At 72.1% G+C, this 22,401-nt stretch carries 20 protein-coding genes and 3 pseudogenes; 18 read left to right on the forward strand and 5 right to left on the reverse strand.

Annotated features, from left to right (window positions below):
* The first annotated feature begins 115 nt into the window (after nt 1-115).
* The 3 genes from bioB (at nt 116) to bioD (ending at nt 3,369) form a co-directional block, all read left to right on the forward strand.
* Complete coding sequence (gene bioB, locus PV796_RS06165; protein ID WP_274911901.1) at nt 116-1,255, forward strand: biotin synthase BioB; 1,140 nt, start codon at nt 116-118, stop codon at nt 1,253-1,255.
* Complete coding sequence (locus PV796_RS06170; RefSeq protein WP_274911902.1) at nt 1,248-2,552, forward strand: adenosylmethionine--8-amino-7-oxononanoate transaminase; 1,305 nt, start codon at nt 1,248-1,250, stop codon at nt 2,550-2,552. The genes bioB and PV796_RS06170 overlap by 8 nt, the downstream gene beginning before the upstream one ends.
* Before the next feature lie 85 nt (nt 2,553-2,637).
* Entirely contained in the window at nt 2,638-3,369 is a 732-nt protein-coding gene (gene bioD, locus PV796_RS06175) for a dethiobiotin synthase (protein WP_274911903.1), read from the forward strand.
* Nucleotides 3,370-3,459: 90 nt separating this feature from the next.
* Here the strand turns inward: bioD and PV796_RS06180 are convergent, their stop codons facing one another.
* Together PV796_RS06180 and PV796_RS06185 are read right to left on the reverse strand one after the other, a co-directional pair.
* Nucleotides 3,460-3,831 (reverse strand): fic family toxin-antitoxin system, toxin component, encoded by a 372-nt coding sequence (locus PV796_RS06180; protein WP_274911904.1) that lies wholly within the window; start codon nt 3,829-3,831, stop codon nt 3,460-3,462.
* Nucleotides 3,828-4,115, reverse strand: coding sequence for a hypothetical protein (locus PV796_RS06185; protein ID WP_274911905.1), 288 nt, complete (start codon nt 4,113-4,115; stop codon nt 3,828-3,830). Before PV796_RS06185 ends, PV796_RS06180 begins: the two co-directional genes overlap by 4 nt.
* 205 nt (nt 4,116-4,320) lie before the next feature.
* On the opposite strand from PV796_RS06185, the gene PV796_RS06190 reads away from it, so the two are divergent.
* Nucleotides 4,321-5,802, forward strand: a complete 1,482-nt coding sequence (locus tag PV796_RS06190) for an APC family permease (RefSeq protein WP_274911906.1) — start codon at nt 4,321-4,323, stop codon at nt 5,800-5,802.
* 9 nt (nt 5,803-5,811) lie between these two features.
* On the opposite strand, the pseudogene PV796_RS06195 reads toward PV796_RS06190, so the two are convergent.
* Nucleotides 5,812-6,612: pseudogene (locus PV796_RS06195) on the reverse strand (multidrug resistance efflux transporter family protein); the annotation flags it as partial.
* A 210-nt stretch (nt 6,613-6,822) separates the two neighbouring features.
* On the opposite strand from PV796_RS06195, the gene PV796_RS06200 reads away from it, so the two are divergent.
* The 6 genes from PV796_RS06200 (at nt 6,823) to PV796_RS06225 (ending at nt 13,275) form a co-directional block, all read left to right on the forward strand.
* Complete coding sequence (locus tag PV796_RS06200; RefSeq protein WP_274911907.1) at nt 6,823-7,485, forward strand: GntR family transcriptional regulator; 663 nt, start codon at nt 6,823-6,825, stop codon at nt 7,483-7,485.
* Nucleotides 7,486-7,689: 204 nt separating this feature from the next.
* Nucleotides 7,690-8,091, forward strand: a complete 402-nt coding sequence (locus tag PV796_RS06205) for a phage tail protein (RefSeq protein ID WP_274911908.1) — start codon at nt 7,690-7,692, stop codon at nt 8,089-8,091.
* A gap of 80 nt (nt 8,092-8,171) precedes the next feature.
* Nucleotides 8,172-9,062, forward strand: coding sequence for an LLM class F420-dependent oxidoreductase (locus PV796_RS06210; protein WP_274911909.1), 891 nt, complete (start codon nt 8,172-8,174; stop codon nt 9,060-9,062).
* 456 nt (nt 9,063-9,518) lie between these two features.
* A complete protein-coding gene (locus PV796_RS06215) occupies nt 9,519-10,853 on the forward strand; it encodes a hemolysin family protein (RefSeq protein WP_274911910.1) in 1,335 nt (444 codons plus the stop codon).
* Complete coding sequence (locus PV796_RS06220; RefSeq protein WP_274911911.1) at nt 10,850-11,869, forward strand: hemolysin family protein; 1,020 nt, start codon at nt 10,850-10,852, stop codon at nt 11,867-11,869. The genes PV796_RS06215 and PV796_RS06220 overlap by 4 nt, the downstream gene beginning before the upstream one ends.
* 155 nt (nt 11,870-12,024) lie before the next feature.
* Complete coding sequence (locus PV796_RS06225) at nt 12,025-13,275, forward strand: FAD-dependent oxidoreductase (protein WP_274911912.1); 1,251 nt, start codon at nt 12,025-12,027, stop codon at nt 13,273-13,275.
* On the opposite strand, the gene PV796_RS06230 is transcribed toward PV796_RS06225, so the two are convergent.
* On the reverse strand, nt 13,247-13,873 hold the full coding sequence (locus PV796_RS06230; RefSeq protein WP_274911913.1) for a TetR/AcrR family transcriptional regulator: 627 nt from the start codon (nt 13,871-13,873) through the stop codon (nt 13,247-13,249). The genes PV796_RS06225 and PV796_RS06230 overlap by 29 nt on opposite strands.
* A gap of 102 nt (nt 13,874-13,975) precedes the next feature.
* On the opposite strand from PV796_RS06230, the gene PV796_RS06235 reads away from it, so the two are divergent.
* The 4 genes and pseudogenes from PV796_RS06235 to PV796_RS06250 form a co-directional block, all read left to right on the forward strand.
* Entirely contained in the window at nt 13,976-14,812 is an 837-nt protein-coding gene (locus PV796_RS06235) for an SGNH/GDSL hydrolase family protein (RefSeq protein ID WP_274911914.1), read from the forward strand.
* A 173-nt stretch (nt 14,813-14,985) separates the two neighbouring features.
* On the forward strand, nt 14,986-15,141 hold the full coding sequence (locus PV796_RS06240; RefSeq protein ID WP_274911915.1) for a hypothetical protein: 156 nt from the start codon (nt 14,986-14,988) through the stop codon (nt 15,139-15,141).
* A 111-nt stretch (nt 15,142-15,252) separates the two neighbouring features.
* Nucleotides 15,253-16,686: an adenylosuccinate lyase gene (gene purB / locus PV796_RS06245; protein WP_274918883.1), complete on the forward strand. Its 1,434-nt coding sequence runs from the start codon at nt 15,253-15,255 to the stop codon at nt 16,684-16,686.
* A 12-nt stretch (nt 16,687-16,698) separates the two neighbouring features.
* A pseudogene (locus PV796_RS06250) lies at nt 16,699-16,794 on the forward strand (mismatch-specific DNA-glycosylase); the annotation flags it as partial.
* Between the two features lie 28 nt (nt 16,795-16,822).
* Here the strand turns inward: PV796_RS06250 and PV796_RS06255 are convergent.
* Entirely contained in the window at nt 16,823-17,071 is a 249-nt protein-coding gene (locus PV796_RS06255) for a hypothetical protein (RefSeq protein ID WP_274911916.1), read from the reverse strand.
* Between the two features lie 251 nt (nt 17,072-17,322).
* Between PV796_RS06255 and PV796_RS06260 the strand changes: the two genes are divergently transcribed.
* From PV796_RS06260 to PV796_RS06275, 4 genes and pseudogenes are all read left to right on the forward strand, one after another.
* On the forward strand, nt 17,323-18,393 hold the full coding sequence (locus tag PV796_RS06260) for a tyrosine-type recombinase/integrase (protein WP_274911917.1): 1,071 nt from the start codon (nt 17,323-17,325) through the stop codon (nt 18,391-18,393).
* A complete protein-coding gene (locus PV796_RS06265; protein ID WP_274911918.1) occupies nt 18,390-20,723 on the forward strand; it encodes a tyrosine-type recombinase/integrase in 2,334 nt (777 codons plus the stop codon). The genes PV796_RS06260 and PV796_RS06265 overlap by 4 nt, the downstream gene beginning before the upstream one ends.
* 307 nt (nt 20,724-21,030) lie before the next feature.
* Nucleotides 21,031-21,513, forward strand: a pseudogene (locus PV796_RS06270) (transposase family protein); the annotation flags it as partial.
* A gap of 131 nt (nt 21,514-21,644) precedes the next feature.
* Nucleotides 21,645-22,151, forward strand: a complete 507-nt coding sequence (locus tag PV796_RS06275; protein ID WP_274919401.1) for a hypothetical protein — start codon at nt 21,645-21,647, stop codon at nt 22,149-22,151.
* Nucleotides 22,152-22,401: the final 250 nt, after the last annotated feature.

Below are 22,401 nucleotides of genomic sequence, written 5' to 3' on the forward strand. Positions count from 1 at the left end.
AGACGTTAGTGGTCGTTCCGCCCGGAGACGGTGTGGTGATACACACACCCCGATCGCCGGGCATTGTGGGAATCCTCCTTGGCCGGAGCCCCGCGCGTACGCCAGGATCAGGGCCATGGACCTGCTGAACACACTGGTGGACAAGGGACTGCGGCGCGAGGTGCCGACCCGTGACGAGGCGCTCGCCGTGCTGGCGACGTCCGACGACGAACTGCTCGATGTGGTGGCCGCGGCGGGGAAGGTGCGCCGCGAGTGGTTCGGGTGGCGGGTCAAGCTCAACTACCTCGTCAACCTCAAGTCGGGCCTGTGCCCGGAGGACTGCTCGTACTGCTCCCAGCGGCTGGGCTCGAAGGCGGAGATCCTCAAGTACACCTGGCTCAAGCCGGACGACGCGTCCAAGGCGGCCGCGGCCGGGGTGGCCGGCGGCGCCAAGCGGGTGTGCCTGGTGGCCAGTGGCCGGGGGCCGACGGACAAGGACGTGGAGCGAGTCACCGAGACCATCTCCACCATCAAGGAGCAGAACGAGGGCATCGAGGTCTGCGCCTGCCTGGGGCTGCTCGGCGCGGGCCAGGCGGAGCGGCTGCGCGCGGCGGGCGCCGACGCCTACAACCACAACCTCAACACCTCGGAAGCCACCTACGGCGACATCTGCACCACGCACGACTTCTCCGACCGGGTCAACACCGTCCAACAGGCCCAGTCCGCGGGCATGTCCGCCTGCTCCGGGCTGATCGCCGGCATGGGCGAGTCCGACGCCGACCTGGTGGACGTGGTCTTCGCGTTGCGCGAGCTGGACCCGGACTCGGTGCCGGTCAACTTCCTGATCCCCTTCGAGGGCACTCCGTTGGCCAAGGAGTGGCACCTCACCCCGCAGCGCTGCCTGCGCATCCTGGCGATGGTCCGGTTCGTCTGCCCGGACGTGGAGGTCCGGCTGGCCGGCGGTCGCGAGGTGCATCTGCGCAGCCTCCAGCCGCTCGCCCTGCACCTGGTCAACTCCATCTTCCTGGGCGACTACCTGACCAGCGAGGGGCAGGCCGGCAAGGACGACCTGGCGATGATCGCGGACGCCGGGTTCGAGGTGGAGGGCACCGACACCGCCACGCTGCCGGCGCACCGCAGGGACGCGGCGGCCGCGGACGCGGAGCCGGCGGCCACCCCCGAGGCCACCGTGCCGGCTCCCTCCGAGGAGACCCGGCGCGATCTGGTCGCGGTGCGCCGCCGCGGCGCCGGCACCGACCTGCCGCCCAATGCCTGAGTCGCTCGCCCCCGCCGAGCTGTTGGCGCTCGACCGGCAGCACGTCTGGCACCCGTACGGGCCGATGCCTGGCCGGAGCGAGCCGCTGCTGGTCGAGTCGGCCAGCGGCGTCCGGCTGCGCCTGGCCCAACCGGCCCAGGGGCAAACGGAGTTGGTGGACGGCATGTCGTCCTGGTGGTCGGCGGTGCACGGCTACAACCACCCGGTGCTCAACGAGGCGGCCCGTGGCCAGTTGGAGCGGATGAGCCATGTGATGTTCGGCGGGCTCACCCACGAGCCCGCGGTCCGGCTGGCCAAGCGGCTGGTGGACATCACCCCCGAACCGCTCCGGCACGTCTTCCTCGCCGACTCCGGTTCGGTGTCGGTGGAGGTGGCCGTCAAGATGTGCCTCCAGTACTGGCGTTCGCGGGGCAAGCCGGGCAAGCAACGGCTGCTGACCTGGCGCGGCGGCTACCACGGCGACACCTGGCAGCCGATGTCGGTGTGCGACCCGGACGGCGGGATGCACGAGTTGTGGCAGGGCGTGCTGCCCCGGCAGCTCTTCGCGGACGCGCCGCCGGCCGGCTTCGACGCCCCGCCGGACCCGGCGTACGCGGCGCATCTGCGGGAGATGATCGCCCGTCATGCGGAGGAGTTGGCGGCGGTGATCGTGGAGCCGGTGGTGCAGGGCGCGGGCGGGATGGCGTTCCACTCCCCCGGCTATCTGCGGGTGCTCCGCGAAGCCTGCGACGCCCACGGGGTGTTGCTGATCCTCGACGAGATCGCCACCGGTTTCGGCCGGACCGGTGCCCTCTTCGCGGCCGGGCACGCCGGGATCGTGCCGGACGTGATGTGCCTGGGCAAGGCGCTGACCGGCGGCTATCTGACGCTGGCGGCGACGCTGTGCACCGCGGAGGTGGCCGAGGGGATCTCCCGCGGCGAGCTGCCGGTGCTGGCGCACGGCCCCACCTTCATGGGCAATCCCCTGGCCGCCGCCGTCGCCGACGCGTCGATCGGGCTGCTGCTGTCCCAGGACTGGGCGCAGGAGGTCAAGCGGATCGAGACCGGGCTGCGGAACGGGCTGGCGGCCGCGGCCGGCGGCGCCGGAGTGCGCGACGTCCGGGTGTTGGGCGCGATCGGCGTGGTCCAGCTCGACCACGAGGTGGACATGGCGGCCGCGACCCGGGCCGCCGTCCAAGAGGGCGTCTGGCTGCGCCCGTTCCGGGACCTGATCTACACCATGCCGCCGTACATCACCGGCGACGAGGACGTGGCGCGGATCTGCGCCGCGGTGTGCGCGGCGGCCCGCGCAGGCTGACGCCGTACGTCACGGGGCGGGGCCGCCGGCCCCGCCCCTCCCCAAACCCCCACCACCAGCGAAGAGTTGGAAAGGCGCACACCACATGTCGGTGCTGTTCGTGTCCGGTACGGGTACCGAGATCGGCAAGACCGTGACCACCGCCGCGGTCGCCGCGGCGACGCTCCGCCGAGGTCGTTCGGTGGCGGTCCTCAAGGCCGCCCAGACGGGGCTGGCGGTGGACGAGCCGGGCGACGCGGCGGAAGTCGGGCGGCTGGCCGGTCCGGTCACCCTCAGCGAACTCGCCCGCTTCCCCGAGCCGTTGGCACCCAACACGGCCGCCCGGCGGGCCGGAATGCCGGCGGTGCGCCCGCAGGAGATCGCCGAGGCGGCGGCGAAGCTGGCCGCCTCGCACGACCTGGTCCTGGTCGAGGGCGCCGGCGGGCTGCTGGTCCGCTTCGACGACGAGGGAAACACCCTGGCCGACGCCGCGCGGATGGCCGGCGCGCCGGTCCTGGTGGTCGTCGAGGCCGGGCTCGGCACCCTCAACACCACGGCGCTGACCGCGCTGGCGCTGCGCTCGCACGGCCTGGACTCCCCCGGCGTCGTGATCGGCAGCTGGCCGGCCGAGCCCGGGCTCGCGGCCCGCTGCAACCTCGCCGACCTGCCGGAGGCCGCCGGCGCCCCGCTCCTCGGCGCCGTCCCGGCGGGCTCCGGCACCCTGTCGCCGGACGCCTTCCGCGCCGCCGCCCCCGACTGGCTGGCCCCGGAACTGGGCGGCTCGGGCACCTTCGACCCGACCCGCCTCGGGACTCAACGACCCACCGCCGCAGGATAATTGACCCTCCGTTACGGCGTTCCGGTGGGATACCGGCCGCGCGCTCAGGGCGCCCCGGAGACCATCGCCCTCGCGCGGCGGCCGGCCGGTTCAGACCGTCCAGGTGCGCAGCTCGTCGGCGATGGCCTGGACGTCCGTGGTGCCCTCCTTCACCAACCGGGCCAGATCGCGGACCCGTTCGGGCGAGGTGGTGACCTTCAGGCCGCTGGCGACCAGGAAGCCGTAGGCGACGGCGCTCGCGAACATGGCGTTGGAGCGCTCCAACGCCGGTACGTTCAGCAGCAGTTGGAGCAGCGCGGCGGCGCGATCCTGGGGCTCGGGGTAGACGGGGACGCCGAATATCTCCGCCTCGTGGCGGCCGACCGCGGCCATCAGGGCGCCCCAGTCGGAGACCTGCGGGTCTCCCGGCGTGTGCTGTTCGGCGATCAGGAGGAGCCAGGCGAGATCGATGCGCAGTGTCACGTTGTGCCCGGCTGTCCTTCCCGGTGGAGGGCGTCGGGGTGGTCGGGGGTGGAGCGGAGGCGGCCGGGGCCCGGGTCGGCGCCGAACTCCTCGGCGAAGACCCGCTCGTACTGCTTCATGAAGTCCGCAGCGGCCTCGACGAAGGTCTGGCCGACCTCACCGGCGTCCCTGAGGACCAGCTCCTCGATGTAGCGGTTCACGCTGACTCCCCGCTGGAGGGCGCGCTCCCGCGCCGCTTCGGCGGTGGCTTCGTCCACCCGGACGTTCAACTGGGTTTTCGCCACCCCTCAAAGCTAGCGCGCATCCGCTAGCACCGGCAAGGGCCGTGGTCAGCGGGGCTCACGAACACCCGCCGGCGCCCGGGCCATCGGGGCGACCGGCGCGATCCGACCGCCGCGCCGCGGCCGGGCCCCCGAGCCGGTGTCGCACGATGTGATCCGCCGGACCGCGCGACCGTCCGGCGGCCCCGCGCCCAGGAGGATCGCCGCCGTGTCCGTCCCCGCCCCCGTCCCTCATCTGCGGCGCAGCCTGCGCCGGTTCGACATCATGGCGATGGGGGTCGCCGCGGTGGTGTCGTTCGACGTGATCGGGCAGATCGCGGCGGGCGGTGGGCAGGCCCTCACCTGGATCGCGGTGCTGGGGATGGCGTTCCTGCTGCCGTACGCCCTGTTGTTCGCCGAGACCGGCGCCGCGTTCCCGCAGGAGGGCGGCCCGTACGTGTGGGTGGACGTGGCGTTCGGACGGCTGCCGGCGGCGCTGACGACGATGTTCTACTGGGTCACCAACCCGTTCTGGCTGGGCGGTTCGCTGGTCTTCCTGGCCGCCCGGGCCTGGCACGGCTTCGTCTTCCCGCTCGGCTCCGGGACCGCCGCCGACTACGCCTTCAAACTGGTCTTCATCTGGGCCGCCATCCTCACCGCGGTGGTCTCGCTGCGCCGCGGCAAGTGGATCACCACGGCGGGCGCCGCGGCCAAGGTGCTGGCGCTGGCCTTCTTCACCGCCACGGCGGTGGCCTACGGCGTCCACCACGGCTTCCGGGGGCTGGCCGAGGCCCGCTTCGCGCCCACCACCGCCGGGTTCCTGGCGCTGGTGCCGGTGTTGCTCTTCGCCTACGTCGGGTTCGAGGCGCCCAACGCGGCCGGCGACGAGATGCACGATCCGCAGGCCGACGTGCCGGTGGCGATCGGGGTCTCCGGCACCGTCGCCGCCGGCTGCTACCTGCTGCCGGTGGCGGCGATCCTGTCGGCCGCGCCGCCGGGCCGGATCACCGGGATCGCCGGCTTCATGGACGCCGCCGAGCTGGTCTTCGGGATCTACGGGAGGTGGCGCGGGCCGCTGTTGACGGGCGTCGCGGTGCTGTTCGCGGTGGCGCTGCTGACCCAGGGCAGCGCCTGGATGATCGTCGCCGACCGGATGCAGGCGATGGCGGCGGCCGACGGCGGCTTCTTCACCCGGGCGTTGCGCGCCTTCCACCCGCGGCTGGGCACCCCGGTCCGGATGAACCTGCTCTCCGGCGTCGCCGCCACCGCCTTCATGCTCGCCGCGATGCACCTGGCGCACGGCAACGCCTCCGCCGTCTTCGGCGTGGTGCTGTCGGTGGCGATCACCACGCTGCTGCTGTCCTACCTCGCGGTGATCCCCGCGCTGCTGGCGCTCCGGCTGCGCCACCCCGAGGCGCCCCGGCCCTACGAAGTCCCGTTCGGCACCCCGGGGTTCACCGTCGCGGCGCTCCTGGTGTACGCCTGGATCCTGCTCGGCTCATGGGTGGCGCTGTTCCCCGGCACCCTGGAGGCGGCGATCGGGGTCCGATACCCCTTCCGCGCCATGTGGGGCGTCTCCCGCTTCACGTTCGAGACGTTCACCCTGAGCACCGTCGGGCTGCTGCTGGCGGTCGCCGCCGCCGGGTACGTGACCCAGCGCGTGCGCACACAGTCCGGCGACGATCAGCGCCAGCCCCGCCCGCCCCGATAGCGCGGGCGCCGCGACGCCGGCCAGCAACGCCTCGCCGAGCAGGGTGAACGGCACCTCGGCCGCCTGGGTCGCCTCCACCGCGCCGAGCGCGGCCGGCTGGTTCCGGACCAGGTCCGTGGCGCGGAAGAAGAGCGTGGTGGCCAGCACGCCGGAGAGCAGCGCGACGATCAGCGACTGGGTCAACTGGCCGGCGGAGGGCGGACCTTGGGTGACCGCCGCGGTGCCGGCCAGCGCCAGCCACAGCGGCAGCGAACCGAGCGTCATGGCGAGCGTCCGCTGCACCCCGTCCAGTCCGTCGCGCCCGAGCAGCCGGCGGTTGCCGAGCGGGTAGGCGACCGCGGCGAGGAGGACCGGCAGCACCACCTTCAGCGCGTCGCCGAGCCCGGTGCCGCCGGCGCTGCGGAGCTGGGTGAGGACGACGCCCAGCACGATGAGCGCGGAGACGCCGAGGGTGCGCAGCGGGACCCGGTCGCCGCCGAGCGCGCCGAGCGCGATGCCGGCGACGATCACCAACTGCCAGGTGGCGGCCACCAACCAGCCGGCGCCGTGCTCCCCCGCCCAGGTCAGCGGGGCGTAGAAGAGCCCGAAGCCGACGGTCGACCAGAGCGCCCAGCCCCCCGGCCGGGCCCGCAGGCTGCGCAGCACCGCGGGCAGTCCGCCGCGCAGGGCCACCAGCGCCACCAGCGGGACAACCATGAACAGGTAGCGCAGGCTCGCGCTCCACATCCAGGAGCCGCCGGCCAGGCTCATCATGCGGTTGAGCACGAAGGTGGTGGCGAAGCAGGCGGCGGCGAGCACGCCGAGGCCCATGGGGAGGCCGACGCCGGCCCGTGCGCCCCGCGCGGATATCGGCACGGTGCTCCCTTCCGGAACCGCGGGACAGCGCTCTTCGACCGGCTGACCTGCGGTTCCCCGTTCGGCGAGAGGCGCCGGCGAGGATCGCCGCGCGCACTGACATCTGAAATGTTAGTGTGCCCCACCGGCGGCCCGGCACCGGGGTCGGCCGCTTAGGATCGGGGGGTGACCGCACTGGAACCGGTGCCGAGAAGGCTCCTGCGCGACAAGGCGTACGACGCGCTGCTGGAGGCGATCGTCTCCGGCGAACTGCCCCCCGGGCAGAAGCTCCACGACGGCGCGCTCGCCGAGAAGTTGGGCCTCTCCCGCGCCCCCGTACGGCAGGCGCTGGCCCGCCTCGCCGCCGAGCGACTGGTGGTGTCCAAGCCACAGAGCTACACCCGGGTCGCCCCGGTCGTGGCCGAGGAGATCCGGGACGCGCTCGCGGTCGTGCAGGCACTGCACGCCCTCGCGGTCCGCACGGCCGCGCCCCGCCTCTCCGAGGAGCACCTGGCGCGGATGCGGGCGGCCAACGCCGCGTTCGTCGCCGCGCTGGACGCCGAGGACCCCGCCGCCGCGGTCGCCGCCGACGACGCGCTGCACGCCGTGCCCATCGAGGTGTGCGGCAACGAGGCGCTGGCCGAGACCGTCCGCCGCTACACCCCGCTGCTGCGCCGGCTGGAGCGGCGCCGCTTCTCCAGCGCCGCGGCCCGCGCCTCCGCCGACCGGCACGACGCACTGATCGACGCCTGCGCCGCCGGCGACACCGAGGCCGCGGTGGCGCTGTCCGGCGAGATCTGGGGCGGCCTCGACGCGGAGGAGGCGGCGGGCGCGTCCGACGCGCGGTGACCGCCGCCGGACGGCGCGGGCGACCGGACGTCGACGGCCGGTTCCTGCCCAGGAGTTGGCCGACACCGCCCCTTTCGAGCGAACCGAATCGTTCTTCCTGCCGCCGTTCGAGCGAGCCGCGGAATGCGCCCGGAGCGGGTCGGGCAGCGGTCGGGCTATCGACACGGGGCCGGTCGGCCCCGCCCCTGTGCGCGGAGGAAGCCCATGACCCTCGAAGAGACCCCCGAGACCCGGCGCCCGTCGGCGGTCACCGTCGAACTCGGCGCGTTCCAGGTCGAGACGGTCCGCTCGGTGTCCGGAACGGCGTTCGGCGCCGCGGCACCCGGCGGCCTCCCCGACGGGGCGGGGCGCCCCGGCGAGATCACCATCGTGCGCGGCCCGGACCAGAGCGCCGCGTTCACCGACTGGCTCACCAGATGCCTGGCCGAGCGCGCCGTCGACCGGCCCCGGCAGACGGTGACGGTAGTCCACTACGCCGCCGACCGCACCCCGTTGCGCCGCTACCGACTGGCCGGCGCCCGCCCGACCACCTGGGAGACCCCGGAGGACGGCGCACCCGCGGAATCCGTGACGCTGACGTACGAGGAACTGACCGTCACCACCTGACCCAGCGGCCAACCCGCCGTGGTTGCATGTCCGTTGAGGGTCGTACGACTCGACGTCGACCCCGTACCCAAGGGGGCCCCATGACGCGGCCGTTCCGCTTCGGCGTCACCCTGCTCACCCTCGACTCCGGCCCGGCCTGGCGCGCGAAGTGCCGGCACGCCGAGGAGCTGGGCTATGACGTGCTGCTCGTCCCGGACCACCTGGGGTGGCCGGCGCCGTTCCCGGCGCTGGTGTCCGCGGCCGAGGCGACCACGCACCCGCGGGTGGGCACCTTCGTACTCAACGCCGCGTTCTACAACCCCTCGTTGCTGGCGCGCGAGGTGGCCACCACCGACGCGCTCACCGACGGGCGGCTGGAGCTGGGCCTGGGCACCGGCTACGTCAAGCGCGAACACGACGACGCCGGGCTGCCGTTCGGGACGGCCGGTGAGCGGGTGACCCATCTGGAGCGCACCATCGAGGAGTTGGACCGGCTGCTGGGGGACCCCGGGCATCTCCCGCGGGCCGCCCAGCGCCCCCGCCCGCCGCTGCTGATCGGCGGCAACGGCCCCCGGATGCTGCGGCTGGCGGCGCGGCACGCAAAGATCGCGGCGTTCACTGGCGCACGCCAGGCGCCGGGCAAGCCGGAGGGCACGCTGGCACTGCTCCCGGCCGACGAGCTGGCCGGGTCGGTCGCCACGTACCAGAAGTACGCCGCGGACCGCCCGGAGCCGGCCGAGCTCAACCTGCTCATCCAACGGGTGGAGGTGACCAACGACCGACGCGCAGCCGCCCGCGACCTCACCGCACAGCACATCGGCGTAACCGAGGACGAGGCGCTCCAGGTCCCCACCCTCCTCCTCGGCACCCCGGCGCAGATGGCCGACCAACTCCGCGAACACCGAGACCGCTACGGCTTCTCCTACCTCACCGTCCTCGACGCGGCGATGGACACCTTCGCCCCCGTCATCGCACACCTCAAGGGCACCTGACCAGCCCCAGAATCCCAAGCCGGCCCACCAACAGGACGTGCCCCCACCGTCTTTCACCCACCCCAACGGGAGGGGACGGGCCGGAGGGGCAGGGGTTCCGGACGTCAAGCGAAGCAGTCCGGAACCCCTGCCCCGGAGGCCCGTCACCGCACCCCGAAGCCCCGCGCAGCGGCCCCGCGCCGCAGGCGCAGAACAACGCCCCACGGCGAGGCAGCCGACAACGTGGGCCACAAAACGGAACGCACACCCCTTTGCCGACCCTTTACCATGGGCTCTCCGGCACGGGACACCGAAGATCCCGGCCGCCCTCCGGCGAAAGGTGTGTGAGCGTCCGGCCATGGCCGAGCCTCCTAGTTGTCGTACGCCCCTGCGAAGGACGTCGCGGGTCCCTGCGAAGGACCCGCAACAGGGCGCGATCCTCCCGAACGTGTCCGACCATGGGACGGAGGTGACCCGATGACCGACCTGCTCCTGCTGGCCGTGGCGCTTCTGCTGACCCTCGCCTGCGGCGTCTTCGTCGCGGCGGAGTTCTCGCTGACGACCGTGGCGCGCGGCGATCTGGAGCGCGCCGCCGCCCGCGGCGAGCGCGGCGCGGACAGCGCCCTGAAGGCGGTCCGCGGGCTGACCTTCCAACTGTCCGGCGCCCAGCTCGGCATCACCGTCACGGGCCTGCTCATCGGCATGCTCTCCAAGCCGGCCATCGCCACCTTGCTGGACAGTCCGCTGCTGGCGCTCGGGCTGCCGCGCGCCGCCGCGGACTCCCTGGCGGTGGTCCTGGGGACCGCGCTCTCCACCGTCGTCCTGATGGTCATCGGCGAGCTGGTGCCCAAGAACTGGGCGATCTCCAGCCCACTGGCCGTCGCCAAGCGGGTCGCCACCGCCCAGCGCGGCTTCAGCGCCGCCTTCAAACCGTTGATCACCCACCTCAACAACACCGCCAACCGGAGCGTCCGCCGGCTGGGCCTGGAGCCGGCCGAGGAGCTGGCGTCGGCCCGCGGGCCGCAGGAGCTGGTGGCGCTGGCCCGGCACTCCGCCAAGGCGGGCGCCCTGGAGGCGGACACCGCCGAGCTGTTCGTCCGGACCCTGAACCTCGCCGACCTGACCGCGGAGAACGTGATGACCCCGCGGGTCCAGGTGGTGGCCCTGGAGGTGCAGTCCACCGCCGAGGACGTCGCCACCGCGTGCCGGGCCACCGGGCTGTCCCGCTTCCCCGTTTACCGCGGCAACCTCGACAGCGTCGTGGGCGTGGCGCACATCAAGGACGTGCTGGCCGTCCCGGCCGAGCTGCGTGCCCGCCACCCGGTCTCCGAGCTGCTGCGCGAGCCGCTGCTGGTGCCCGAGACGCTGACCGTGGACCGGCTCCTGGACCGGCTGTCGGGCCGGCGGACGATGGCCGTGGTCATCGACGAGTACGGCGGCACGGCCGGGGTCGCCACGCTGGAGGACATCGTCGAGGAAGTCGTCGGCGAGGTCCGCGACGAACACGACCCGCTGGAGACCCCGGACCTGGCCGCGGCCGGTTCCGACGCGGACGGGCGGGCGGTCTACCAGGCCGACGGGGCCGCCCGCACCGACCAGTTGGAGCGGATCGGCCTGCGGCTGCCGGAGGGCCCGTACGAGACCCTGGCCGGCGTGATCGCGACCGAACTGGGCCGCATCCCCGCGCCCGGCGACAGCGTGGAGGTGGCGGGCTGGACGATGGACGTGCTGGACGCCTCCGGGCACCGCGCGGCCCGGGTGCTGCTGCACGCCCCGCCGGCCGGCGCCGGCGGCGAGGAGGCCGGCCGATGATCGCGCTCCAGTTGTTCGTCGGCCTGCTGACCCTGGTCGTCAACGCCTTCTTCGTCGGCGCCGAGTTCGCGCTGATCTCGGTCCGCCGCAGTCAGATCGAGCCGCACGCGGAGGCCGGGGACCGCCGGGCCGGCAGCGTGCTGTGGGGCCTGCAACACGTCTCGGCGCTGTTGGCCGCCGCCCAGTTGGGCATCACGCTGTGCACGCTGGTGCTGGGCGCGGTGGCGGAGCCGGCCATCGCGCACCTCCTGGAACCACTCTTCGACGCGGTGCAGATCCCGCACGCGCTGGTCCACCCGATCTCGTTCGTGATCGCGCTGGCCGCGGCGACCTATCTGCACATGCTCTTCGGCGAGATGGTGCCGAAGAACATGGCGCTGGCCGAGCCGGTCCGCACCGCGCTGCTGCTGGGGCCGCCGCTGGTGGCGCTGACCCGAGCGCTGCGCCCGGTGATCTTCTCGATCAACTCGCTCGCCAACGGCCTGCTCAAGCTGTTGCGGGTGGAGCCCAAGAGCGAGGTCGCGGCCGTCTTCTCGGACGCCCAGCTAGCCGAGTTGGTCGAGGACTCGCGGGCCGCCGGGCTGCTCGACGAGCGGGCCCAGGAGCGGCTCCGGGACGCCCTGGAGCTGGGCCGCCGCCCGGTGCGGGACGTGGTGCTGCCGGTGGCCGAGGTGGTCTCGGCGCGGATGGGGATCACCCCCGAGGAGTTGGAGCGGCTGGCCGCCGAGTCCGGGTTCTCGCGGTTCCCGGTCGTCGACGACACCCGCCGCATCCTCGGCTACCTGCACGTCAAGGACGCCCTGGACACCGCCCCGCGGACCGCGCCGTTCCCGGTGTCGGCGCTGCGCCCGATCGCCCGGGTCAAGGCCGCGACCCCGCTGGACGACGTGCTGACCGCGCTGCGCGGTTCGCGTACGCACGTGGCCGCGGTGATCGGCGACGACGGCCGGCTGGCGGGGCTGGTGACCATGGAGGACGTGCTGCGGGAGCTGGTGCTGCAACAGCCCACGGCCTGACCCCTCGCGGGCGCCCGCCGGGGCGGCGCGACCCCCCGGAAACACCGTCACTGACCGATCGGTTAGATTGCTAACCGATCGGTCAGTCGCGTGCGCGTGCCGCCGCGACGCCCCGGTCACGCATCCGTACGCGCACGCGACGAGGGGGCAACACCATGGACCGCACGACATGCTGCGTGGTGGGCGGCGGCCCGGCCGGCATGATGCTCGGGCTGCTGCTGGCCAGGGCCGGCATCGAGGTCACCGTCCTGGAGAAGCACGGGGACTTCCTCCGCGACTTCCGCGGCGACACCGTCCACCCGTCCACCCTGAACCTGCTCGACGACCTCGGCCTCGGCGCGGAGTTCGCCCGGCTGCCGTTCCCGAAGCTGGAGGAGATGCGGATCCAGGTCGACGACACCACCGTGGTGATGGCCGACATGCGACGCATCCCCGGACCGCACAAGTACTTCGCCATGGTCCCGCAGTGGGACTTCCTCAACCTGATCGCCCGCGCCGCCGCCGAGGAGCCCGCCTTCACCCTGCGGATGCGCACCCGGGCCACCGGGCTGCGCACCGAGAACGGCCGGGTGACCGGGGTGACCTACGTCGACGAGCACGGCGGTGCCGGGGAGTTGGCCGCGGACCTGACCTTCGCCTGCGACGGCCGGAACTCGCCGATCCGCGCGGCCGCCGGGATGCGGCAGCAGTACCTCGACGTCCCGATGGACGTCTGGCAGATCCGGGTGGACGCCCCGAGCGACGCCCTCAAGGAGGGCCGGGTCTTCGCCCGGTTCGGCGGCGGCCAGGTCGCGGTCACCATGGACCGCGGCAGCTACTTCCAGACGTCCTACCTCATCGGCAAGGGCCAGGACGCCGCCATGCGCAGCCACGACATCCAGTGGCTGCGGGACCGGCTGGGCGCGCTGTTCGGCTGGGACGACGGGGTGACCGCCACCATCGGCTCCTGGGACGACGTCAAGCTGCTGGAGGTGGCGTTCGGGCGGCTGCGGCGCTGGCACCGCCCCGGCCTGCTGTGCATCGGGGACGCCGCGCACACCATGTCGCCGGTCGGCGGGGTCGGCGTCAACCTCGCCCTCCAGGACGCGGTGGCCGCCGCCCGGATCCTGGCGGGGCCGCTGCGCCGCGGGACGGTCGGCGACGAGGACCTGGCCCGGGTGCAGCGGCGGCGGGAGTGGCCGATGGCGATGGTGCAGAAGTCGCAGCAGGGCGAGCACGCCATGATCCGCTCCGCGCTGAACGGCACGCTCCACGGGGACCGACTCCCGGTGCCGATGCGGCTGTTGCGACGGGTGCCGGCGCTGCGGACCGTCACCGGCTACCTCGGCGGCATCGGCTTCCGGCCCGAGCCGACCCCGGACTTCGCCCGGGGCGGGGTCACGAGGCCGAGCGCAGCACGGCGTTGAGGGTGAAGGTCTCCAACTCCGCGGCGGCGGCGTCCAGATCGAGGTCCGGGTGGGCGAGCCAGTGCCCGATCAGTCCGTCGATCGCGCCGCCGATCGCCAGCGCCACCGCGCGGGTGTCGAACTCCCGCAGCACCCCGGCCCGTTGGCCCTCGGCCAGCAGCGCGGCGAGGCCCTGCCAGCGGTCGTAGGTGTCGTGCGAACCGGGCGTCTTCAGCCGGGTGCCGCCGTGGTCGTCGAGCAGCATCTCGGTGATCACCCGGACCTGGCGGCGGTTGTCCCGCTGGTAGCCGATCATCGCGTGCACGTAGGCGACGACGGCGGCCAGCGGGTCGGCGGCCCGCTCCACCCGCTCGCGGACGTAGCCGCCGAACTGGTCCAGCACCTGGGTCAGCGCCGCGCGGGTGAGGTTGTCCTTCGAGGAGAAGTGGTAGAGCACCGCGGCCTTGGAGACACCGGCCCGCTCGGCGATCGCCGACAGCGAGGTCGCCGGGTAACCGCGGGTGGAGATCAGCTCGATGGTGCAGTCGATCAACTGCTGCCGCCGGGCCCGTTCGGTGAACGTCGCCGCCTCGGGATCCGCGCTCCGCCGAGGACTCATCCCACGCCCACCTCTGCCTTTCACTGCCTCTTCGCGGCGCCTCTTCGCGACCGGCACTCCGACCGCCGTCGACCGTACACCGCGGGATAGGATCACCGCGCCATGGAGATGAATGCGCCCTACACCAACTTCGTCGCGGTCGGCGACAGCTTCACCGAGGGAATGTCGGACGACCTCCCGGACGGCTCCTACCGGGGCTGGGCGGACCTGCTCGCCGCCCGCCTGGCCACCAGGGCGCCCGGCTTCCGGTACGCCAACCTCGCGGTGCGCGGCAAACTGATCGACCAGATCGCCGACGAACAGTGCGGCCCGGCCGCCTCGATGGGCGCGGACCTGGTGACGCTGGTCGGCGGGCTCAACGACGTGCTGCGCCCCAAGTGCGACGTGGAGCGGGTCTGCGCGCGGCTGGCGGAGTGCGCGGAGCTACTGGCGCGCGGCGGCGGGCAGTTGGTGCTGATGCGCAGCCCGGGCCGCCGCGGACCGGTGCTGGAGCGCTTCCGGCCGCGGATGGAGCGGCTGTTCGCGCGGATCGACGAACTGGCCGCCCGGCACGGCGCGCTGGTCGTGGACCTCTACTCCTCCGCGGCGCTGGCCGATCCGCGGCTGTGGGCCGAGGACCGGCTGCACCTGAACGCCGAGGGGCACCGCCGGGTCGCCGAGGCGGTCTGGCAGGCCCTGGGCCTGCCGGCGGAGTCGGACTGGGACGCGCCGCTGCCGCCCCCGGTCCCACCGCGCTGGACCGACCGGCGCACCGCCGACCTGCGGTTCGCCCGCGCGCACCTGGTGCCGTGGATCGGCCGCCGGCTCACCGGACGCTCCACGGGGGACGGCCGGACGGGCGCCCAGTTCAGCGCCGAACTCGGCCGGCCCTTCTGGATATCGCCGACGGACCACACCGACCCCGGCCCCGTGACGGGCTGGCGACCGGTCGGACCCTGATCCGCGCGGCCTGCCGGGCCACCCGCTGTGCGCCTGCCCGCGCGGTCCGCACGACCGCGGGCGCCCCGTGCCGTCCGGGCGCCCGTCGCGCGGCGAACGGGCCCGGGCCGACACCTCCGCCAAGCGTTACGCTCGTTGTGCACGCACCCGTTCCGATTCGTGCGGAGGCGGCCATGAGCCAGTACGACGAGTACACCACTCCGTCGCAGGCCGAGGGCGAGCGACTGGACGAGGACAGGGACCCCAACGAGCCGCGGCACCCCGAGACGATGCGCACCCAGCCGTCCCAGGCGGAGGGCGAGCGCCGGGCGGAAGACGACGAGGACTGACGGCCTGGAGATGCGCGCGCCCTCCGCGGGCCCGCGCCTGTAGGAAAGCACAGCCGGGACCGGGGCGCTGGCCTGCGCAAACCGCCAGTAGACTCTCACCACGTGACTGCTGTGTCTGCGAAGCCTCGCATCCCCAATGTCCTGGCCGGCCGCTACGCCTCCGCGGAGCTGGCCGTCCTGTGGTCCCCCGAGTACAAGGTCAAGCTGGAGCGGAAGCTGTGGCTGGCGGTGCTGCGCGCCCAGAAGGACCTGGGCGTGGCGGTCCCCGAGGCGGCTCTGGCCGACTACGAGCGGGTGCTGGACACCGTCGACCTGGCCTCGATCGCCGAGCGGGAGAAGGTCACCCGGCACGACGTCAAGGCCCGGATCGAGGAGTTCAACGCCCTGTCCGGGCACGAGCAGATCCACAAGGGCATGACCTCCCGGGACCTGACCGAGAACGTCGAGCAGCTCCAGGTCCGGCTCTCGCTGGAGCTGGTGCGGGACCGCACGGTCGCGGTGCTGGCGCGCCTCGGTTCGCTGGCCGCCCAGCACGCCGAGCTGGTCATGGCCGGTCGCTCGCACAACGTCGCCGCGCAGGCCACGACGCTCGGCAAGCGCTTCGCGACCGCCGCGGACGAACTGCTGGTCGCCTTCGGGCGGGTCGAGGAACTGCTCTCCCGTTACCCGCTGCGCGGCATCAAGGGGCCGGTCGGCACCGCCCAGGACATGCTCGACCTGCTCGGCGGGGACGCCGCGAAGCTGGCCGAACTGGAGCAGCGGATCGCCGCCCACCTCGGCTTCGGGCAGGCGTTCAGCTCCGTCGGCCAGGTCTACCCGCGGTCCCTGGACTACGAGGTGGTGACCGCGCTGGTGCAGTTGGCCGCCGCGCCGTCGTCGCTGGCCAAGACGGTCCGGCTGATGGCCGGGCACGAGCTGGTGACCGAGGGCTTCAAGCCCGGCCAGGTCGGCTCCTCGGCGATGCCGCACAAGATGAACACCCGCTCCTGCGAGCGCGTCAACGGCCTGATGGTGATCCTGCGCGGCTACGCCTCGATGGCCGGCGAGCTGGCCGGCGACCAGTGGAACGAGGGCGATGTGTCCTGCTCCGTGGTCCGCCGGGTCGCGCTCCCCGACTCCTTCTTCGCGCTGGACGGTCTGCTGGAGACCTTCCTGACCGTGCTCGACGAGTTCGGCGCCTTCCCCGCCGTCGTCGCCCGCGAACTGGACCGCTACCTCCCCTTCCTCGCCACGACCAAGGTGTTGATGGGTGCCGTGCGCGCCGGCGTCGGCCGCGAGGAGGCACACGAGGCGATCAAGGAGAACGCGGTCGCCTCGGCGCTGGCCATGCGCGAGCAGGGCGCGGAGCGCAACGAGCTGCTGGACAAGCTGGCCGCGGACGCCCGGATCCCGCTGGACCAGGCGCAGTTGGCCGAGCTGATGGCCGACAAGCTCTCCTTCACCGGCGCGGCCGGCGACCAGGTGGCGACGGTGGTCGCCCGCATCGAGGAGATCGCCAAGCGGCACCCCGAGGCCGCCGCCTACGCGCCGGGCGCCATCCTCTGACCAAGGTCTGACATGCGCTTCACCCCCGAGGAGTTGGAGGCCGCTCGCGACCGCGTCGTCCCGGACGTGGTCGCGAGCGGGCTGCGGGTGCTGTTCTGCGGCATCAATCGACACCTAGAGAAACATGCGCGCTGACCTACGTGGGAACACGATTTGAAAGATCAACTGGGAGAAGACTGGGAACAGGCGGCAGCCACACATTCCGCTCCTCTCCCATGAACTTCTCCCATCGCTCCTGCAGCGTTTCCGCGATCCGCAGCTCCATCCCCGGCGTCACGTTCGCGTACACACCCTCCACGCCCCCGAGCTCGTGCCCCATCCGCGCCTCGACCGCCACCCGCGGGTGCCCATCCTCGTCGAGCCACTGAGCGTTTTCCATCCTCACTCTGAGCTGGTCAGATGGAGGGTGAGGTGTCGGCGACGGGTGAACGGTGGTTCTGGATCACTTTCCGTGCTGAGCTGACGGACGGTCACTGGCCGGGCCGGACGCCGGGGCACGCGGCGAGGAGTACGCGCTTGCGCAGGAGGTCCAGGCCCGCACGGCCGAGCATCTGCCGCTTGAGCGTCTTAGAAGTTACGTGGAATCTGCCGGGGTGATCATGTCTCTCCGGTGCAACCACGGACTTGGGAGATGGCTTGAGCGGCACGACGGTGCTCACGGAGAAGTGGCCGGTGTTCGGCCGGCACGAGCAGGCAGCGGCCTGGCTGACGGTCTGGACGGATCTCGGACGTGCACCCCGCACGATCGACGCCTACGGCCGGGGACTGGCCGAGTACCTGCTGATGTGCGAGCGGGAGGGTGTCGACCCGGTCGCCGCGAACCGTTCCCATATCGCCGTCTACGTACGGGAGTTGACCTCGCGGCCGCACCGCCGGGGTGCGAACGTGATCTCGATCGACTCGGGGGCGGGGCTGGCGAACGCGACGATCCAGCAGCGGCTCGTGCCGGTCCGCCTGTTCTACGACTTCCTCATGGAAGAGGGGCTGCGGGAGTCCAACCCCGTCGGCCGGGGGCGCTACACCCCCGGCCGACGGAACGGCGGTCCGCAGCGCGGCCTGGTGCCCCGACTGACGAAGCTGCCGTGGATTCCCGGCGAACAGCAGTGGCTGAACGTCCTGGAGGTCGCCAAGCGCGAGCCGGTACGCAACCGCGTGATGCTCGCCCTGGCCTACGACGCCGCCCTGCGCCGCGAGGAACTGTGCTCACTGCGGACCGACGACGTCGATCCGGCCCACCGCACGCTGCGGATACGAGCGGAAACGACGAAGAACCGGCTGGAGCGGGTGGTGCCCTACTCGGCACCGACCGGGGTACTGCTGTCGGACTACCTCGCCCACCGCGCCCGGATCAGCCGGGCCCGGGGACCGCTGTTCCTGTCGGAATCGCGGCGCAATCACGCCCAGCCGCTGAGCCTGTGGACCTGGTCAAAAGTGGTCCGCAAACTCGCGCTGACCTCCGGTGTCGAGCGGTTCTCCACGCATACCACCCGGCACCTGTGTCTGACCGATCTGGCCCGCATGGGCTGGGAGTTGCACGCGATCGCGTCCTTCGCCGGACACCGTCACACCGACTCGACCCTTCAGTACATCCACCTCTCCGGCCGGGACCTGGCCGACAAGCTGGCCCGCGGCATGGACCACATTCATGCCTGGCGAATACAGATGCTCACCGCCCCGGCCGGCGCGACGGCGGAGGTGTCGCGGTGATCGCATCGTCGCTGGCCATCGTCCCCGAGGACGTCGGCGGTCGCTGGTCCTGGCCGATCATCCCGGACCGCTACGACACGACCGTCAAGGTCCGCCCCGCGGAGACACAGGCCGTCCTCGAACTCGGTGTGCGCAATCTGCGCCGGCTGCAGTACCACGACCCGGCCGCACCGGGCTGGCGCATGATCGCACGGCTGCTGGGTCCGCTGGAGGCGGTCAACTCGGCACTCGACTCACCTCCCACTCCGCACCGCCGAAGGGCCATGCTCGACGTCGTTGCCCTTCTGCTGACGCACAGCGCGCAGACCAGACGGGCCTACTGGGGGTGGACCACGCAGGAGTGGGCCCATCTACTCGGCCGCACCCAGGCCGAGTTCCGGCAGAACGCACCCGCCTGGGCCGGGGACGAAGTCCGCCCCTACCTTGCGGCGCACGCCTACCTGCTCGGCTCCTTCAACGAGTTCCACCAGCTCGGCAGCTTCCAACGCCTCACGCTGTCCTGGAGGATCTTCGGACGCGACCGCGTCACCAGCGAGATCGCCCGCCTCCGCACGGTCCTTGGCGCCTGGGGCTATCAACTGGGCCAGGACGACGACACACTGCTGCCGGCGGTCGCCTGCCAGCTGTTCCTGCTCAACCGCAGCCCGCACCTCGAGGACATGGACACCGCACTGTTCGACAGGGTCCGCCGCGACCGGCTGCTGGAGGGCGCCCGGCTGAACACCCTGCACGCCCTGCAGCGGGCGGTCGCCGCGCTCGGCTTCTGCGATCCACCCCTGCAGAGCACCGGCCGTCACTCGGCGCGGGCCACTGGCGGCGCCAAGATCTGGGAACAGTGGGCCGACCGCTGGCACGACACCTCCACCCTCACCCCGCGCGTCCGCGGCAGCATCCGCTCCACCCTCCTGCGGGTCGGCCGGTGGATCGCCGCCGAACAGCCCGACGCCGCCGATCCCACCGACTGGACCCGGCAGACCTGCGCGACCTGGATCGGCGCACTGGACCGGATGAAAGTCGGCGACTACGTCCAGCGCACGGTCGGCCTCAAGGACCGGCTCGGCAAGCCGCTTGAGGCACCCACCAAGGCCGGACAGATCACTGCGCTGCGGACCTTCTTTCGGGACTGCCAGGAGTGGGAGTGGCTGCCCCGCCGCTTCGACCCACTACGCGCTCTGGCGATCCCCCGCAGCATCACCGCCCTCCTCGGCCCCGACCCACGGGTGATCGCCGACGAGGTCTGGGCGAAGCTGTTGTGGGCCGGCCTCAACCTCGACCCCGCGGATCTTCCACAGACCCGCTCCGGACACTTCTACCCCTTCGAACTGGTCCGCGCGGTCACGCTGACCTGGCTGTTCTCCGGTCAACGCAGCAACGAGATCGCCCGGCTGAGACTGGGCTGCATCCGCTGGCAGCACGACGGGAACTCGATCGCAGGCGACTCGCAACAGGTGCTGGCCCGCGATGCGGTCTGCCTGCTCGACGTCCCGACCCACAAGACCGGCACCGCCTTCACCAAGCCGGTCGACCCGATCCTCGGCCAGGCCATCGACGTCTGGCAGGCCGTCCGCCCGGACCAGCCGAAGTTCACCGACCGCCGCACCGGCGAGCACGTCGAGCTGCTGTTCGCCGTCCGCGCCCGCCGCGTCTCCACCAGCTACATCAACAACACGATCATCCCGATGCTCTGCCGCAAGGCCGGCGTCCCGGACGCCGACGTCCGAGGGAACATCACCAGCCACCGGGCCCGGTCCACCATCGCCAGCCAGCTCTACAACGCCAAGGAACCGATGACGCTGTTCGAGCTGCAAGCCTGGCTCGGACATCGATCGCCACAATCCACCCAGTACTACGCGAAGATCACCCCGAACACTCTGTCCAAGGCGTACTCCGAGGCGGGCTACTTCGAGCGGAACGTCCGCACCATCGAGGTCCTGGTCGACCGCGACGCGGTCACCTCCGGCGCCGCCGCGACCGGCGAACCCTGGCAGCACTACGACCTCGGACACGGCTACTGCACCTACACCTTCTTCGAGCAGTGCCAGCACCGCATGGCCTGCGCACGCTGCGACTTCTACACCCCCAAGGACTCCACGAGAGCCCAACTACTCGAAGCCAGGGGAAACTTGCAGAAAATGGCCGTCTCGATCCCACTCACCGAAGATGAACAAGCAGCCGTCACCGACGGCCAGAGCGCGCTCGACCGCCTCCTCGACAGACTCGCCGACACCCCCACCCCGGCCGGACCGACACCCCGCCAACTCGACGTCCCACCGAACACGCCCCTCCTTCCGATCCTCGACGTCCGCCAGGGCAAACCGCAGCAAGCTTGACAATTCTGATTCCACAGAATGATCCGGTTCACCTGCCCCTCCACCGCGCCCGAGCTGAACGGTAGGCTCAACCCCGCCACCACCGCCCCGAGATCAGAACCAATCCCGTTCACGAACGACACCAACGACTTGTGATCACTTTCGGTGCTTCTCGGCCCGGTTCGCACCGCGTACGTGATGATCAACGGCCGTGAGCTGCTTGGTTGTTGAGGAGATCCTGTTCCCTCATCTGGACGGCTTGGAGATAGCGAACATCGAGGTCGGCGACGACAGTGTGACGGTCGCGGCCCGGGCGGGTGCGCGGGACGTGGTCTGCCCGGCATGCGGCGAACGATCGCGCCGCGTCCACAGTCGGTACGAACGCCGGCTGGCGGACTCTGCGGTCGGTGGGCGCCGGGCGGTCGTGAAGCTGCAGGTCCGACGCTTCCGCTGCCTGGCTGTGTCGTGTTCCCACACGACGTTCGTCGAGCAGGTCGCAGGAGTCACCTTCCGCTACGGCCGTCGGAGCCTGCGACTGCACGTGATTTTGCAGGCGGTGGCGCTGATGCTGGCCGGGCGCGCCGGCGCTCGGCTGGCCGACGTGCTCAGCTCCAAGGTCAGTCGCTCGACCCTGCTGCGGTTGATCCGCGCGATGCCCGACCCGGTGACAACGACGCCTCGGGTGCTCGGGGTCGACGACTTCGCCCTGCTCAAGGGCCACGTTTACGGCACCGTCCTGATCAACGTTGAGACCCGCCGGCCCGTTGACCTGCTGCCCGACCGCGAGTCCGCCACCCTGGCCCGCTGGCTGACTGACCACCCCGGAGTCGAGGTCATCTGCCGCGACCGTGCCGCCGGCTATGCCGAAGGCGCCGGCTCGGCGCACCGGACGCGGTCCAGGTCGCGGACCGCTGGCACTCGCTCCACAACCTCACCGAGGCCGTGGAACGCTGCGTCACCCGGCACTCCACCCAACTGCGCGAACCCGCCCAGGTTCCCACCACCGAGGAGTCCGCGGCGGCGCTCGCCGAACTGGAGACGAGCACCGCAGCGGCAAAGACGAACCGGGCCGCCCACCATTGCGCCGACCGCACCCGCGAGCGCCACCGAGCCGTGCATGACCTGCTTACCCAGGGCATGCCTCAGCGGGAGATCGGCCGCCGGCTGGGCCTGGCCCGCAACGCCGTGCGCAAGTTCGCCCGCGCCGCCACCGCCGAGGAACTCACAACGGGCAAGTGGCAGGGCCGCACCAGTGTCCTGGACGACTACAAGCCCCACCTGCACCAGCGGAGGCAGGAGGGCTGCACCACCGCGAAGACACTCTTCGACGAGATCAAGGCCGCCGGCTACTCAGGCGGACTGACGGTCCTGCGCGACTACCTGCGTCCCCTGCGATCCGGCACCCAACCGCAGGACCGCTCCACCCGGCCGCCTCGGTCCGCGACGTGACGAGCTGGATCACCCGCCACCCCGACAGCCTCACCTCGGACGAGACCCTCAAACTCAAGGGCATCCTCACCCGCTGCCCACTGTTGGACGCCACCGCCGACCACGTCCGGACCTTCGCCGAGATGATGACCGCCCGCACCGGACGCACCCAGCTGGCCAGCTGGATCGACCAGGTGAAGGCCGCCGGCCTGCCCGAATTGGTGTCGTTCGTGAACGGGATCGGTTCTGATCTCGGGGCGGTGGTGGCGGG

The organism is Streptomyces sp. WZ-12, from assembly GCF_028898845.1.
GTDB lineage: Bacteria > Actinomycetota > Actinomycetes > Streptomycetales > Streptomycetaceae > Streptomyces.

Excerpts from the sequence above, each read along its gene's own strand:
- bioB (WP_274911901.1), top strand. The coding sequence starts at position 116 with ATGGACCTGCTGAACACACTGGTGGACAAGGGACTGCGGCGCGAGGTG.
- PV796_RS06170 (WP_274911902.1), top strand. The coding sequence starts at position 1,248 with ATGCCTGAGTCGCTCGCCCCCGCCGAGCTGTTGGCGCTCGACCGGCAG.
- bioD (WP_274911903.1), top strand. The coding sequence starts at position 2,638 with ATGTCGGTGCTGTTCGTGTCCGGTACGGGTACCGAGATCGGCAAGACC.
- PV796_RS06205 (WP_274911908.1), top strand. The coding sequence starts at position 7,690 with ATGACCCTCGAAGAGACCCCCGAGACCCGGCGCCCGTCGGCGGTCACC.
- PV796_RS06210 (WP_274911909.1), top strand. The coding sequence starts at position 8,172 with ATGACGCGGCCGTTCCGCTTCGGCGTCACCCTGCTCACCCTCGACTCC.
- PV796_RS06215 (WP_274911910.1), top strand. The coding sequence starts at position 9,519 with ATGACCGACCTGCTCCTGCTGGCCGTGGCGCTTCTGCTGACCCTCGCC.
- PV796_RS06220 (WP_274911911.1), top strand. The coding sequence starts at position 10,850 with ATGATCGCGCTCCAGTTGTTCGTCGGCCTGCTGACCCTGGTCGTCAAC.
- PV796_RS06225 (WP_274911912.1), top strand. The coding sequence starts at position 12,025 with ATGGACCGCACGACATGCTGCGTGGTGGGCGGCGGCCCGGCCGGCATG.
- PV796_RS06230 (WP_274911913.1), bottom strand. The coding sequence starts at position 13,873 with ATGAGTCCTCGGCGGAGCGCGGATCCCGAGGCGGCGACGTTCACCGAA.
- PV796_RS06235 (WP_274911914.1), top strand. The coding sequence starts at position 13,976 with ATGGAGATGAATGCGCCCTACACCAACTTCGTCGCGGTCGGCGACAGC.
- PV796_RS06240 (WP_274911915.1), top strand. The coding sequence starts at position 14,986 with ATGAGCCAGTACGACGAGTACACCACTCCGTCGCAGGCCGAGGGCGAG.